The sequence below is a fragment of the Varibaculum vaginae genome (assembly GCF_900604285.1).
GTDB lineage: Bacteria > Actinomycetota > Actinomycetes > Actinomycetales > Actinomycetaceae > Varibaculum > Varibaculum vaginae.
The window spans coordinates 557829-573701 of sequence record NZ_UWNY01000001.1 but is presented as its reverse complement, the minus strand read 5'-3'; the positions used below and the strand labels follow the sequence as shown (position 1 = coordinate 573701).

The following is a 15873-nucleotide window of genomic DNA, read 5'->3' as shown; positions in this document are numbered from 1 at the left end:
TCTACCCCTCTTGCTGGGGCTCAGGGCTAGTTCCGGTAAAACCACCTTTAAGATAGGGATCCAGTTCTCCGAGCGAACGTGCAGAAACCAGTTTTTGGGGATGATCTGCTCGCCAAGCCTTCGCCGCTGCCGCTAATTGTTTCTTTGAGGGTATCTGAACAGATTTTCGATCGAGAGGACGGTGCGGCATTTTCTCGCCCCGAATTTCTTCGACCCCCCGACAGATTGCCGCTTCTATTCTTTGGGTGGCCTGATACCAGACTTCGGGGTCATCAACCCGATCATATAGATCAGACAAATCTACAGCGGGCAACGCCCGCACCCACACGTCTTTTTTGCCCTTCAGGTCGGGACGGCGAACGTAACGATCCAACACATCTTGCGCCCCCCACTGCACTACCGGCACCAAAGGTACCCGTGCACGCAAGGCCATTCGCGCCGCTCCAGTTTTCATCCGCATCGGCCAAAAGTCAGGATCACGAGTCAGCGTTCCCTCGCCGTAAACGGTTATGCACTCGCCAGCCTGCAAACCCTCGATTGCCGGCGCTAGCGCATCCCGAGAGTGGCTGGAATCTCGGTAAACCGGAATCTGCCCGCAGGATCGCATAATTGACCCTAAAATCGGAACTCTGAAAAGTTCTTCTTTGCAAAGAATCCGCACCGGGTATCCCGCACTGGTCATAAAATGCATCATGGTCATGGAGTCAAACTCGGAAATATGGTTAACTACCGCCACAAACCCACCCTCTTGGGGTAGATTTTCTTGCCCCTCCCAATGTCGGCGAGTAACCGCTCCTACCGGTATACGCGCCACACGTACACAAAACTTATAGAAGCGAGAAAATTTGCCGGCCATGTTTACCCCTTATTTCTCCAGCTTGACCTGTGCGCCCAATGCTCCCAATTTAGTAAGGAAATGTTCATAGCCGCGGCTAATCATATCGATTCCCCGCACGGTAGATTTTCCTTCGGCAGATAACGCCGCTATCAAATGAGAGAACCCTCCCCGCAAATCAGGGATGGTTATATCGGCACCATGCAACCGGGTCGGCCCCGAAATTGCTGCCGAATGGTAGTAATTTCTTTGCCCGAATCGGCAAGCCAGTCCGGTTAGGCATTCCCGATACAGCTGGATTTGCGCCCCCATTTTATTGAGCGCGGTGGTAAATCCAAATCGCTGTTCGTAAACGGTTTCATGCACGATTGACAGACCGTTGGCCTGGGTGAGTGCTACCACTAAGGGTTGTTGCCAATCAGTCATGAAACCGGGGTGCACATTGGTTTCTAGCACAATCGGTTTTAATTCCCCACCAGGGTGATAGAAACGAATCCCCTCTGGTTCCACCGAGAAGGCTCCCCCCACCTTGCGGAAAACATTTAGGAAGGTAATCATTTCCGGCTGGGAGGCGCCCTCCACAAAAATATCGCCGTGGGTGGCTAGGGCGGCTGATCCCCAGGAGGCCGCTTCTATGCGATCTGCGAGGGAGGTGTGCGTGAAACCTTCTAGGTTTTCGACACCCTCAATCTGAATCGTACGATCAGTGTCTACGCTAATGATGGCACCCATCTTTTGTAGTACATTAATCAAATCCATAATTTCCGGTTCAATGGCGGCGCCCCGCAACTCCGTGATTCCCTCGGCTTGTACCCCCGCCAGTAAGGTCTGTTCGGTTGCCCCCACCGAGGGGTAAGGCAGTTCGATCACTGCGCCCCGCAAACCTTGCGGGGCTGCTATATGGATACCGGATCCCAACTTGTCTACTTGCGCCCCGAACGAGCGCAGAATTGACAGGTGAAAATCAATAGGTCGAGTTCCGATTACACAACCACCCAGGTCAGGTATGATCGCTTCTCCTAGCCGGTGCAAGAGCGGCCCGCAAAACAGGATCGGGATTCGCGAAGAACCTGCCAAGGTATCAATACTGGCCACCTGAGCCGCCTCGACATTAGAGGGGTCAATATACAGCTGACCGCTCGCAGAATCATATTCGGTGACCACCCCATGTAATTCCAGCAGACCACAAACGATATCCACATCCCGAATCAGGGGCACATTTTTCAACACGGAAGGAGTTTTCCCCAACAGCGCCGCTACCATGGCTTTGGGCACAAAATTCTTTGCCCCCCGCACCTTAATTCGGCCTGTCAGCGGGTGTCCGCCTTGCACTTCTAGAACCGGCTCCACGTGTTACTTCCCTTTCCGCTTTTCCCAGTGTCCCCAGTCTACCTGCCTACGCAACTCCAAGTAGAAACCTGGGAAAAATATCGTGTTAACAAGGATGTTTGCAAGAAAAATCGAGCAGTGGCGAGGCTATACACCGGAAAAGCCTACCGGAAAGGAGCAGGATTTAGCTTACGAATCTATCACCGCTTGATCTGAGGGATCCCGAGAGGAACTTCCCGGGCAGAAACTACCTCGGCCGGGGGAAGATGCTTAGCCGGCAGAGTACGGGGCATGAAATCTGGTCTTGCCTGCTCAAAAGCGCTAATAGCATCCTCATCTCGCAAAGTTAAATCTATATCGTCTAACCCCTCCAGCAAACGCCAGCGAGTATAGTCATCGATTTGGAAGCTACAGATAAAGGAACCGCAAGTGACCAACTTATTTTCCAAGTCAACAGTCACTTCTCTTCCCGGTTCTACCTCTAACATTTTCCATAAGGTCTGGCAGTCCTCGGGGGAAATCACTCCCGCTACCATCCCGTCTTTTTCGCAATTTCCGCGGAAAATATCGGCAAATTTGGGTGCTAAAACCACTTTGAATCCATAGTCCCGCAATGCCCAAACTGCGTGTTCTCGGCTAGAACCGGTACCAAAATCAGGGCCGGCTACCAGAATTGATCCGTATTTATAGGGGGCGCGATTTAGGATAAAGTTTTTATCTTGCCGCCAAGCCGCAAATAGTCCATCCTCGAACCCAGATTTGGTAACCCGTTTTAGATAAACGGCGGGAATAATCTGGTCAGTATCTACATTTGAACGCTGTAGCGGCACCCCTATACCGGTATGAGAAATAAACTTTTTCATCGTTCATACCTCTTTCCTAATCGCAACAAATGGTAAATCCGAGGGACTAGTTAGTTTTCCAGTAACCGCGGTGGCAGCGGCAATCGCAGGTGATACCAGGTGGGTACGCGAATTCTTTCCTTGCCGTCCCTCAAAGTTACGATTCGAAGTGGAGGCCGACCGTTCTTTCTCCGCCAGTTTGTCCGGATTCATCCCCAAACACATTGAGCAGCCAGCGTTACGCCACTGCGCCCCAAAATTAGTAAAGATTTTATCCAGCCCCTCGGCCTCAGCCTGTAGCCGCACCCGCGCTGAACCGGGAACTACCAATACCCGCACGTCCTCCGCTTTTTTACGTCCTTTCCACACTTGGGCTACCGTACGTAAATCCTCGATTCGCCCATTGGTGCACGAACCTATAAACACCGTGTCTACCTTAATGTCACGCATCGGAGTACCGGGGGTTAGCCCCATATATTCGAGGGCGCGCCGAGCGGCATCTTGTTCACTATCGGTACGCATCTGTTCTGGGGCGGGTACTTTCCCGCTGAGCGCTACCCCTTGCCCCGGGTTAGTACCCCAGGTGACGAAAGGTTCGATACTTTCGGCGGGAATCGTGACTTCCCGATCAAATTTAGCGTCCTGATCACTGCGCAGACTTTGCCAGTAACGCACGGCGTTTTCCCACTGCTCACCATTAGGGGCATGAGGACGCCCCTTAATATAGTCAAACGTGATCTGGTCAGGGGCAATCATCCCTGCCCGCGCACCGGCCTCAATCGACATATTACAAATCGTCATCCGCCCCTCCATAGAGAGGTTTTCGATAGCTTCCCCACGGTATTCGATTACGTACCCTTGCCCACCACCGGTACCGATTTCGGCAATGATCGCCAAAATAATATCTTTCGCAGAAACTCCCGGACGCAGTTTCCCAGGGATGTTAACTGCCATGGTCTTAAAAGGTTTTAGCGCTAGTGTTTGCGTGGCCAGTACCTGCTCAACCTGGGAGGTGCCAATCCCAAACGCTAATGCTCCGAAAGCTCCATGAGTGGAGGTGTGGGAGTCACCACATACGATCGTCATTCCTGGCTGGGTGAGACCTAGTTGCGGGCCGACCACATGTACGATCCCCTGGTCGGCATCCCCCAGGGAGTGTAGACGGATTCCGAATTCTTCCGCGTTTTCCCGCAAGGTATGAATCTGAGTAGCAGAAGTCTGGTCTTTGATTGGCAAATCAATATCCACCGTGGGGGTATTGTGATCCTCGGTGGCAATAGTCAGGTCGGGACGCCGCACTTTTCGCCCCGCCATCCGCAGTCCGGCGAAGGCCTGGGGACTGGTTACTTCATGACATAAATGGAGGTCAATATAAAGCAGATCAGGTGCCCCATTTTCGCCAGGTTTAACCACGTGAGCAGCCCAAACTTTTTCCGCCAAGGTCTTAGCCATACGCACCTCCTAGAATTTATGTCCCGTGACTTGTCGTATCTCCCGAAAGTGTAGTTGGAATTCCACGCTCTAAGATGGCAATATCAGAACATGGACAATCAAACCGAAGGAAGCGGGGTCGGCGTTCTAGATAAGGCCGCGCTCGTCCTCAGTGCGCTAGAGGCAGGGCCGGGAACCCTGGCTCAGCTAGTTACTAGTACCGGTCTGGCGCGTCCTACTGCTCATCGCCTGGCGGTCGCGTTAGAGTATCACCGCTTCGTGGCACGTGATGTAAATGGGCGCTTTATTTTGGGCCCAAGAGTCGGGGAACTGGCTTCTGCTGCCGGTGAAGATCGGCTCTTAGCTTCAGCGCGCCCGATTTTAAAGGCACTTTGCGAACACACGCAAGAATCCACTCAAATGTATCGCCGTCAGGGAGAACAAAGAATCGTGGTTGCCAGTTGCGAGTCACCTCTGGGGCTACGAGATTCAACTCCTACCGGTTCCGCTCTCTCTATGAAAGCCGGGTCTGCGGCGCAGATTTTGCTTGCCTGGGAGGAACCAGATCGCCTGCATCGCGGCTTGCAGGGAGCATCTTTTACCGCCACCCAGCTTTCTGTAGTGCGCCGGAGAGGCTGGGCACAATCTATCGGCGAACGAGAACCCGGGCTGGCTTCGGTTTCGGCTCCGGTGCGATTGGCTTCCGGAAAAGTGGTAGCAGCTCTAAGCGTTTCCGGTCCAATAGATCGTATGGGGCGCCAACCAGGCAGGGTGCACGGACCGGCGGTCGTAGCTGCTGCCAGTAGACTCTCAGATTTTATGCGACGCGCGGAAGGGATTATGGCCGCGAAGCGGCGCCAGTCGGAGGAAAAATAGTCTTAATCATCCGCTGGCGATTTAATGAGCCGATAGGCGTTAACAGTCGCTTCTAATGAGTGCTCCCATGAAACCGGACAGGGCTGCTGCCGGCAGTTTTCCTGTATTTTTCTAAGACTTCCATTTAACAGGGATGCAGCAGTTTTTTCCGCTAATTCCCCGTCATTAACTGCGGTAATACCGGTAATTCCATCCGTAACAAAATCAGTAATCGGACTCTGCGAGCGCACGATAACCGGTAGCCCGCCTGCTCGTGCTTCTGCCGCTGCGATTCCAAAACTTTCGTGTAGGCAGAGCGTAATGAACATGTCGGCTGTCTGGTACGCATTTAAAAGACCCCGCGCATCCTGGCGTCCCGCTAAAACCACCGAACCGTTAGTAACTTGCCGCTGTCTTCGCAGCAGAGGTCGTAACGCGCCCTCTCCAAATATTGTTAGAGAAAAAGAGGCTTGTGACCCCAAAACATTATTTACACTTTCAACAAATTTTATTAGGGCAAGGGGACGTTTGCGTGGCATCAAACGAATAGCGCTCACAGCCTGGAAGTCTTTAACACCGCCAGGATTACACGATCCACTAGGATAACCCACGTTATTTGGTGCAACTCCCGGCTGACCGTTAATACGAATGCCCCGGCTACCTGACGCCCAAAAATGCGTATCTACTCCGTTAGGAATTATTGGCCAACAGCGTCGATTTTGAGGACTTAGTATCCGGTTTATCTGCGAGTTCATTAGGGAAGAGACTCCAGAAAAAACTATCCCGGATTCGACTAGACGATCAAAAAATCTACTGGCACGCATCAGAGGAGCCCAAGTGGAAAGCTCGCAATGGAAGGTCGCCAAAGTAGGGATGTTTCCCTCCGCCGCCACCGCTAATGCCAAGTGAGCGAAAGGAGAAACCACTCCCACGTGTACGTGTAACAAATCAAAGTGAGGAAAAATCGCTCGAAACAGCGACGCGGCAAAAGGATTCATGGGAGTGAAGCCAATGGTGGGCATGCCTAAGCGATGTACCGGAATTTGATCTTCGAGTCGGCGCCCCACGAAGGATCCTGCGCGGGTAGCAGTGATAACCTCTGCTTCGTAACCCGCCCGCCGGAGTTGCAATGCCAAATTATGGGTTTGAGTTTCTATTCCCCCCATATGAGGCGAGTAGCAATCCGTAATTATCCCAATACGCATATACTCTGCCTGTCTTTGATTTCTTGAGTTCTGACCCCGCTAGTGGTTATTGCCTTTTATGTGGTTTAGAATCTGCGATCCGCGTCTAGCTGCAGTTATTATATGAAGGAGGCCAAGCCCCTTTTTTTGGGGTTTGGCCTCCTTTTGAAATGGTTGTGGTGGTGTCTTACTCTCCCGCGCTCGTTGGGGCGTAGTACCATCAGCGCTGCCGGGCTTAGCTTCCAGGTTCGGGATGGGACTGGGCGTGTCCCCGGCGCTATGACCACCACAAGACTTTTGTTTAATCCCGTGTTTCATACCTTTTGAGTTTTGCTGCTATCCCTTTTAACAGGTTCCCCGGGATTCCGTCTTGTTTAACGGTTTGAGAGTGAGTGTGAGCGTCTTCGTGACGTTTAAGTAAGCCTTGAACACTGAAAGTGTTTTAACTGCTTGTTTTTTTATGGTTATTTAGTACCAGTCAGCTTTGCGTTTTACAACGTGTACACTTCTGGCCTATCAACCCAGTGATCTACTGGGAACCTAAAAGACCTTATCTTAAAGCAGGCTTCCCGCTTAGATGCTTTCAGCGGTTATCCTTTCCGAACATAGCCAACCAGCCATGCACCTGGCGGTACAACTGGCACACCAGAGGTTCGTCCATCCCGGTCCTCTCGTACTAGGGACAGGCCTTCTTCAAGTCTTAACGCGCGCAGCGGATAGGGACCGAACTGTCTCACGACGTTCTGAACCCAGCTCGCGTACCGCTTTAATGGGCGAACAGCCCAACCCTTGGGACCAACTCCAGCCCCAGGATGCGACGAGCCGACATCGAGGTGCCAAACCATGCCGTCGATATGGACTCTTGGGCAAGATCAGCCTGTTATCCCCGGGGTACCTTTTATCCGTTGAGCGACAACGCTTCCATAAGCCATTGCCGGATCACTAGTTCCTACTTTCGTACCTGCTCCACCCGTCAGTGTCACAGTCAAGCTTCCTTGTGCACTTACACTCGAACCCTGATTACCAACCAGGATGAGGAAACCTTTGAGCGCCTCCGTTACCATTTAGGAGGCAACCGCCCCAGTTAAACTACCCACCAGGCACTGTCCCTAACCCAGATAATGGGCCGAGGTTCAGATAACCAGCAACATCAGAGTGGTATTTCACTTGCCGACTCCACAAAAACTAGCGTTCCTGCTTCAACGTCTCCCACCTATCCTACACAAACACAACCAGCTACCAATACCAAGCTATAGTAAAGGTCCCGGGGTCTTTCCGTCCTGCTGCGCGTAACGAGCATCTTTACTCGTAATGCAATTTCGCCGAGTTCGCGGTCAAGACAGCACAGAAGTCGTTACGCCATTCGTGCAGGTCGGAACTTACCCGACAAGGAATTTCGCTACCTTAGGATGGTTATAGTTACCACCGCCGTTTACCGGGGCTTAAATTCACCGCTTCGCATAAATGCTAACAGTTCCTCTTAACCTTCCGGCACCGGGCAGGCGTCAGTGCGTATACATCGCCTTACAGCTTCGCACGCACCTATGTTTTTGATAAACAGTCGCTTCCATCTTGCTATTGCACCCCACACCCCCTAACCACGCAAAGCGGTTTCAAGGGGCAGGGCCTCCTTCTCCCGAAGTTACGGAGGCAATTTGCCGAATTCCTTAACCACGATTCACTCGCTCGCCTTAGTATTCTCTACCCAACTACCAGAGTCGGTTTAGGGTACGGGCGGAATAACACCTCACAACGCAGCTTTTCTCGACAGCACAGACCAACCCTGTTATCGACCCAAAAGGATCCCACCATCACCTCTGACCCTTAACGCCTCCCGGATTTGACCTAGAAGACAGGCTGCAGGCTTGAACACGGTAAACCACCACCGCGCCAGGCAATCTCACTGTGTCACCACGAAGCTAAAACACTCAAACCAAAAACCCAAAACCCAACGATCCCTGCCAACCCGAAGGAAGACAAAAACCAAAAAGGGCGTCAAGCTCAAAAGAATAAGCGCTATAAACGGTCCCATCCCGGTAGCAGAATATCAACTGCTCAACCATCGACTACGCCTGACGGCCTCGCCTTAGGACCCGACTAACCCAGGGCGGATAAACCTTCCCCTGGAACCCTTAGTTTATCGGCGCCAGCGATTCTCACGCTGGACTCGCTACTCATGCCTGCATTCTCACTCCCACACCACACACGACCCATTACCAGACCGCTTCAACAGTGCAGGACGCTCCCCTACCCCGCGACACAAAAGCATCGCAGTCACAGTTTCGGTGGCATGCTTAAGCCCCACTACATTATCGGCGCACAATCACTCGACCAGTAAGCTATTACGCACTCTTTCAAGGGTGGCTGCTTCTAAGCCAACCTCCTGGCTGTCAACGCAACTACACATCCTTTCCCACTCAGCACACACTTAGGGACCTTAACCGATGATCAGGGCTGTTTCCCTCTCGACAACGAAGCTTATCCCCCGCTGTCTGACTGCCCGCCCTACTTAACGCGCATTCGGAGTTTAGCAGATCTCAGTAACCAACAAGGCCCATCAACCAACCAGTAGCTCTACCACACGCAAGCAAAAAACGGACGCTATACCTAAATATATTTCGGGGAGAACCAGCTATCACGGAGTTTGATTGGCCTTTCACCCCTACCCACAACTCATCCCCCAGGTTTTCAACCCTGGTGGGTGCGGACCTCCACGACGTTCTACCGCCGCTTCATCCTGGCCATGGGTAGATCACCCCGCTTCGGGTCTATACCACGCAACTAAAACGCCCCCAGGACTCGGTTTCCCTACGACTACCCCACAACGGGTTAACCTCGCCACGCAACATAACTCGCAGGCTCATTCTTCAATAGGCACGCCACCACCACACCAGCCCCGAAAGACCCCATGGCTCTGACGGCTTAAAAACGCTTGGTTTCAGGAACTATTTCACTCCCCTCCCGGGGTACTTTTCACCATTCCCTCACGGTACTAATCCACTATCGGTCACCGCGCCCGTCCAGGCTTACCCAATGGTCTGGGCAGATTCACACGAGATTCCACGAGCCCCGCGCTACTCGGGAACAAAACCCAACGCCCCACATGCACAACCAGCTACCCGACTATCACGGTCTACGGCCAGGCATCCCAACCTGTTCACCTCGCACACACAAAAACGCTCCAAGAACCGGCAGATTCTCAACGACTTTGCCCCACAACACCGCCCGCGCAACCCCTGCCGAGTATCACACGCAAACGGTTTAGCCAACACCCGCTATCGCTCACCACTACACACGGACTATCTCACAAAAGGCGGTACTAAGATGTTTCACTTCCCACCCTACCAAACCAATACCTACAAAAACTTCAGTACGGTCCAACCACACACAACTATGGTTAGGTTACCCCATTCGGAAACCCCCGGATCAACGCTCGCTCGCTAACTCCCCGAGGCTATCGCCAGCCACAACGTCCTTCATCGGCACACGATGCCAAGGCATCCACCAAACGCTCTAAACAAAAAACAAACCAATAAACAAAAACACCAACCACCCAAAAAGGGCGGCCAACGAACAAGATTCTCACTCAAAGCATCACAAAGACACTCACATCCACTCTCCAAAAAACAAACAACCAACCCAAAAAACCCCAAAACCAAAAAAGCCTCAAAAGTCAATGAGCCAAACAAACAAACCCACAAGGCCTGATTGTCCCTATACCCGACAGCCCCCCAAAACCAAACCCAAAACAAGCAAAGCCCCGGGGGGAAAGTGTTTTCTCATTCCATTTGCGCAAAAAACAAAACTCCCTAGAAAGGAGGTGATCCAGCCGCACCTTCCGGTACGGCTACCTTGTTACGACTTCGTCCCAATCGCTAGCCCCACCTTCACCCGCTCCCCCTCAAAAAGAGTTAGGCCACAAGCTTCGAGTGTTACCAACTTTCGTGACGTGACGGGCGGTGTGTACAAGGCCCGAGAACGTATTCACCGCAGCGTTGCTGATCTGCGATTACTAGCGACTCCACCTTCACGGGGCCGAGTTGCAGACCCCGATCCGAACCAAGACGCCCTTTAAGAGATTCGCACCACCTCACGGTATCGCAACCCTTTGTAGACGCCAATGTAGCATGCGTGAAGCCCAAGACATAAGGGGCATGATGATTTGACGTCATCCCCACCTTCCTCCGAGTTAACCCCGGCAGTCTCCCACGAGTCCCCAACACAACTTGCTGGCAACATAGGACAAGGGTTGCGCTCGTTGCGGGACTTAACCCAACATCTCACGACACGAGCTGACGACAACCATGCACCACCTGCACACCAGCCAAAAAGGAAAACCCATCTCTGGATCGGTCCAGTGCATGTCAAGCCTTGGTAAGGTTCTTCGCGTTGCATCGAATTAATCCGCATGCTCCGCCGCTTGTGCGGGCCCCCGTCAATTCCTTTGAGTTTTAGCCTTGCGACCGTACTCCCCAGGCGGGGAACTTAACGCGTTAGCTACGACGCAGAAGACAAAAAAGCCCCCCACACCCAGTTCCCAACGTTTACAGCATGGACTACCAGGGTATCTAATCCTGTTCGCTCCCCACGCTTTCGCTCCTCAGCGTCAGTAACAGCCCAGAGACCCGCCTTCGCCACCGGTATTCCTCCTGATATCTGCGCATTCCACCGCTACACCAGGAATTCCAGTCTCCCCTACTGCACTCAAGCCAGCCCGTACCCACCGCAAACCCACAGTTAAGCCATGAGCTTTCACGACAGACGCAACCAGCCACCTACAAGCCCTTTACGCCCAATAATTCCGGACAACGCTCGCGCCCTACGTATTACCGCGGCTGCTGGCACGTAGTTAGCCGGCGCTAATCAACCCCTACACTCAACACACCCATTGGCATGCCTTGTTCAGAGCAAAAGGAGTTTACAACCCGAAGGCCTTCATCCCCCACGCGGCGTCGCTGCATCAGGCTTTCGCCCATTGTGCAATATCCCCCACTGCTGCCTCCCGCAGGAGTCTGGGCCGTATCTCAGTCCCAATGTGACCGACCACCCTCTCAGGCCGGCTACCCGTCAAAGCCTTGGTAAGCCATCACCCCACCAACAAGCTGATAGACCGCGAGCCCACCCAATTCCGGCCAAAAGCCTTTCCCACCCACCCCATGCGAGGCAGACAGAACATAAGGTATTAAACACCCTTTCGGAAGCTTATCCCAAAGAAAAGGACAGGTTACTCACGTGTTACTCACCCGTTCGCCACTCTCACCAAAAGTGCAAGCACCCTTGGATCCCGTTCGACTTGCATGTGTTAAGCACGCCGCCAGCGTTCATCCTGAGCCAGGATCAAACTCTCCAACAAAAACCAAAAACAACCCACCAAAAAAGCAGGCCAAAAAAAGGTTCAAGCCAGAAAACAATCCAGCAAAAACAAACACCAACAATCAAAAAACAAAACGTTCCAAAATCATCAGCATCAAAAAAACAAAATAAACAGAAAAAACCAAACCCACCCCAAAACAGAGCAAACCCAGTTCAATCCCACACAAACAAAACAAAAAAACACACTATCGAGAACACAAACAACCAAACCACAAACCAACCAAAATCGACCGGTAAAGGTTATTGCGCGAAAAACGCGCGAGTCTCAGTCTAACAGATTTGGTTTTTGACTTTCAACTTGTTTCTAAGTGAAACAGGCCATAAAACCAGTTTTTATCTGTTAAATACCAAGTCAAACAATCTTACCCACTGGCCTAGAACCGAAGTCCCTTGCCGGAGCAACAGGTATTAACTTACCTACTAACCTCAGAAAACTTCAAACTGAGAGACGGTGAGCTCCCACACACTGCCCATAGAACGCTATTAGCGCAGGTGAGCTGCAGCTAGATTACGCTTACCTTTCCGGAAAAGCACCAAGGAACCCGGCAATACGTCCTCGGAAGTGATAATCCGATCCGGATCGGTAACTTTTTGATTATTCAGATAGGCGCCACCGTTCTTAATCGTGCGCATAGCCGCTCCGCGACCCTTCTCAAAACCCGCCTCTATCAGTAAGTCCACTAGGTTAGTTTTCCCAACCTCCACCTTGGCACTGGGCAAATGAGTAGTTGCTCCCTTAAGGGTCTTTCCATCCACGGAACGGAGATCACCACTACCCCACAGCGCCTCAGTAGCCGCCAGCACCTGATCCAATGCCTCTTCCCCATGCACCAAGCGGGTAACCTCTGCGGCAAGAGCCTTTTGAGCTTCCCGTTTATGAGGACGGTCGGCCACCTCTACTGCTAGCGCCTCGATTTCCTCGCGGGACAGGAAAGTAAATACCTTTAAGAATCGAACCACGTCAGCGTCTTCGGCACCTAGCCAGAACTGGTAAAACTCGTAGGGCGAAAGCATCTCTGGATCTAGCCAAATCGCCCCACCCTCGGATTTACCAAACTTGGAGCCATCGGCCTTGGTAATCAAGGGAGTAGTCATCACATGAACGTCTTTGCCTTCGACCTTGTGAATTAGATCCATGCCACCCACCAGGTTGCCCCACTGGTCGTTTCCTCCAGTTTCCAGGGTGCACCCATAGCGGCGGTAGAGTTGCAGGAAATCGTAGGCTTGCAGGATTTGGTAACTGAACTCGGTGTAAGAAATACCTTCTTCGGATTTCAGGCGCCGTGCCACTGCGTCTTTCGACAGCATGGTTCCCATCCTGAAATTCTTCCCCAGATCCCGCAGAAGCTCGATTGCTCCCAGGTTCTGAATCCAGTCCATATTGTTAACCATGATTGCTGGATTATCGCCCTCGAAATCCAGGAAGCGGCTGATTTGCCCCCGCAGGCGTTCAACCCAGCCCGCAACTACTTCTTTCGGTTGTAGCTGGCGCTCCGCAGTCATCCGCGGATCCCCAATCAAACCGGTGGCACCCCCTACCAGGGCGATAGGACGATGCCCCGCCTTCTGTAAATGGCGCATCATCAGTACTTGCACCAGATGACCATGATGCAGAGAAGCAGCGGTGGGATCGAAACCGCAATAGAAGGTGACCGGCCCATTGGCAAGTGCCTGGCGTAGTTTTTCCAGATCCGTATGCTGAGCAAGTAAGCCCCGCCATTCCAGCTCATCAATAATATCGGCCACGATATTCCTTTCTCTTGCAGGTTAAACCTACGCTTCACCCTCTGGGCGAATACGGCTATAGTCTTCTCGGGCTTAGTCTAACCCACCGGGAGATGTAGCTGGTGGTTTGATTTCTATCCGGAATACTTTCTACTTTTCGAGCAACATATCCCCGGCCTTGATCCAACCCTTCTTCCGCATAAACTCGGCGAACAATAGAGACAGAAGGGCGGGGGCAATAAAGTGCAAAAGCAGTATCATTCCCAAGAGAGCCGGCCAAGAGGTAGTAGCCCCCATCACGTTCCAGGTCATGATTTGCCCTACTAGGCCGGAAGTTCCCATTCCGGAACCGGCCGCATTGGATTCCATTTTGAACACCATAGTGGCAACCGGCCCGAGAATTGCTGAAGCCAAAGTGGGGGGAATCCAAATTAGAGGATGCCGCATAATATTGGGGACTTGCAACATGGAAGTGCCGATACCCTGCGAGATTAGACCGGAAACTTTGTTTTCTCTATAGGAGGCTACTGCAAATCCTACCATTTGGGCGCTACAGCCTACGGTGGCAGCTCCGGCCGCCAGCCCGGATAACCCCAACACAATTCCCAGGGCTGCCGAGGAGATCGGGAGAGTCAAAATCATCCCCATTAGTACTGACACGATGATACCCATCAGGAAAGGTTGACGCTCAGTCCCCCAATTGATGATGGCTCCCAGAGCGGTCATTAACTCCGAGATTCCTGGCCCGATGGCCAGGCCTACGACAGCGCCGGAGGTGACAGTAACAAAAGGAGTTACCAAGATATCGACCGGAGTTTTACCCGAAACCAGCAGACCGAACTCGACCGCCACGAAGGAGGCAATAAACGCCCCCAAGGGCTCCCCTGGCCCTTTTAGTTGCATTGATAGACCGTCCACAATTCCGCCACTCAAGATTTTAGCGGCATGGGCTCCTATCATCCCCGCTAGGCCGGTACCTACTACCACAAAGGTAGAGGCTTTCAGGCGGTGCGCCACCCCCATCCCAATGCCAGCACCGGTAAGCACCGAGGCCACCGAACCGATTAATACCAGCCCTCGCCCGACTATTCCCGGAACAAAACCGCCCACTTGTACCATAATCGTTCCGATAATCAGCGAGGCGAACAGTCCATGTGCCATGCCGGTCATCGCATCAATGAAGAACAGAGATAACCAGCCTTTTATACGTTGTTTCATCTTGGAAACTTTCCTTCTCGAGGTAACTATTTCGGTTTTCGTCTAACAGTCGAAAACCGAAATTTAAGCTACCATAAGATTTTGTGAGAACACAATTGCGAGACGCAGAAGAAGTTGCCGTCTACCGGCATGAGGCACTTAGCGTGATCTTGCAAATCCGCGGAGAATCCCCGCAGCTAACAGTACTGGTAGCACACCGCGAACACTCCCCCTTTCGGGGTTTACCCGCCCTCCCTTCTGGTCCTTTAGAACCAGCAGAAAACCTGGGAGCCAGCGCTTTTCGCCATCTTTCCGAAAAAATGGATATTGCCGCTCTTTCCTATATGGAACAGCTTGGCACCCGCTCTGACCCCACCCGCGACCCCAGCCAACGCACCGTCGCCACCGCCTATTTAGGACTAGTGCCTGCCCACGTAACTACCACGATTCCGGCTCACGCCCAGTGGGTGCCGGTAAACGATTTGCCACAGATGGCTTACGATCATGCCGATATTATTTCCGAAGGCGTAGACCGGTTACGAGCGAAACTTTCCTATACCAATATTGCGTTCGCCTTGGCTCCCCCAGATTTCACCATGGCGGAACTGACTCGCCTTTACCAGGCCGCCTTGGGGCATGAAGTATCCCCCACTAATCTGCAGCGGGTGCTCAATCGCCGCGGGCAGCTCGCCCCCACCGGCCAGCGCAAAGCCCCCGGCACCAAGGGGGGACGCCCCGCGCGTCGTTTCCGCTTTACCAATAATTCCCTGCAGGTAACCGACCCTTTCGCCATCCTCCGCCCTTCCTAACAAACGAAAGAGCCGCTTGTAAGCCCGGGGCAGAAGTTTTTCCTCCTATCCGTTCCACGCGAGGGCTAGGTTTTTCCTCCCGCCCAAGAATTCGGAAAAAGACCGTAGGCATTTTCCGAATTCTTATGCCCACCGCGCCCACTCGGATAAAACCTAGCCCTCGCGTTTGCTAAGTGGCGTGAGCGAACAACAATAACGCCGTTCCTTTACGCTTACGAACGCATTTGCATCAGAATCAGCAAGGGACGTAGCCGGCTAAACACCGTCCATGCAGCTAGTAGGCTGAATTATTC

General features: G+C 52.6%; 9 protein-coding genes and 3 rRNA genes. 2 read left to right on the top strand and 10 right to left on the bottom strand.

Annotated elements, in window-relative coordinates; all coding sequences use genetic code 11:
- Window position 1: 1 nt before the first annotated feature.
- From EFB02_RS02410 to leuC, 4 genes are all read right to left on the bottom strand, one after another.
- Window positions 2-856: a lysophospholipid acyltransferase family protein gene (locus EFB02_RS02410; protein ID WP_122820014.1), complete on the bottom strand. Its 855-nt coding sequence runs from the start codon at window positions 854-856 to the stop codon at window positions 2-4.
- A 9-nt stretch (window positions 857-865) separates the two neighbouring features.
- Window positions 866-2185: a UDP-N-acetylglucosamine 1-carboxyvinyltransferase gene (murA, locus tag EFB02_RS02405; protein ID WP_122820013.1), complete on the bottom strand. Its 1320-nt coding sequence runs from the start codon at window positions 2183-2185 to the stop codon at window positions 866-868.
- A gap of 179 nt (window positions 2186-2364) precedes the next feature.
- Window positions 2365-3027 (bottom strand): 3-isopropylmalate dehydratase small subunit, encoded by a 663-nt coding sequence (gene leuD, locus EFB02_RS02400; protein ID WP_122820012.1) that lies wholly within the window; start codon window positions 3025-3027, stop codon window positions 2365-2367.
- 3 nt (window positions 3028-3030) lie between these two features.
- Window positions 3031-4458: a 3-isopropylmalate dehydratase large subunit gene (leuC, locus tag EFB02_RS02395; RefSeq protein WP_122820011.1), complete on the bottom strand. Its 1428-nt coding sequence runs from the start codon at window positions 4456-4458 to the stop codon at window positions 3031-3033.
- Between the two features lie 90 nt (window positions 4459-4548).
- Here leuC and EFB02_RS02390 point away from each other — a divergent pair, with 90 nt between their 5' ends.
- Entirely contained in the window at window positions 4549-5313 is a 765-nt protein-coding gene (locus EFB02_RS02390; protein WP_122820010.1) for an IclR family transcriptional regulator, read from the top strand.
- 2 nt (window positions 5314-5315) lie between these two features.
- On the opposite strand, the gene EFB02_RS02385 is transcribed toward EFB02_RS02390, so the two are convergent.
- The 6 genes from EFB02_RS02385 to EFB02_RS02360 all read right to left on the bottom strand — a co-directional run bounded on the left by EFB02_RS02385 (window position 5316) and on the right by EFB02_RS02360 (window position 14792).
- Entirely contained in the window at window positions 5316-6497 is a 1182-nt protein-coding gene (locus EFB02_RS02385) for a glycosyltransferase family 4 protein (RefSeq protein ID WP_122820009.1), read from the bottom strand.
- 153 nt (window positions 6498-6650) lie between these two features.
- Window positions 6651-6767, bottom strand: a 5S ribosomal RNA gene (gene rrf, locus EFB02_RS02380).
- A 157-nt stretch (window positions 6768-6924) separates the two neighbouring features.
- A 23S ribosomal RNA gene (locus EFB02_RS02375) occupies window positions 6925-10004 on the bottom strand.
- A gap of 285 nt (window positions 10005-10289) precedes the next feature.
- Window positions 10290-11829: ribosomal RNA gene (locus EFB02_RS02370) — 16S ribosomal RNA — on the bottom strand.
- The 16S, 23S and 5S rRNA genes sit together here, the layout of an rRNA operon.
- A gap of 503 nt (window positions 11830-12332) precedes the next feature.
- Entirely contained in the window at window positions 12333-13595 is a 1263-nt protein-coding gene (tyrS, locus tag EFB02_RS02365; protein WP_122820008.1) for a tyrosine--tRNA ligase, read from the bottom strand.
- Window positions 13596-13724: 129 nt separating this feature from the next.
- Complete coding sequence (locus EFB02_RS02360; protein ID WP_122820007.1) at window positions 13725-14792, bottom strand: PTS sugar transporter subunit IIC; 1068 nt, start codon at window positions 14790-14792, stop codon at window positions 13725-13727.
- 83 nt (window positions 14793-14875) lie between these two features.
- On the opposite strand from EFB02_RS02360, the gene EFB02_RS02355 reads away from it, so the two are divergent.
- Complete coding sequence (locus EFB02_RS02355) at window positions 14876-15580, top strand: NUDIX hydrolase (RefSeq protein ID WP_200831528.1); 705 nt, start codon at window positions 14876-14878, stop codon at window positions 15578-15580.
- Window positions 15581-15873 lie beyond the last annotated feature (293 nt).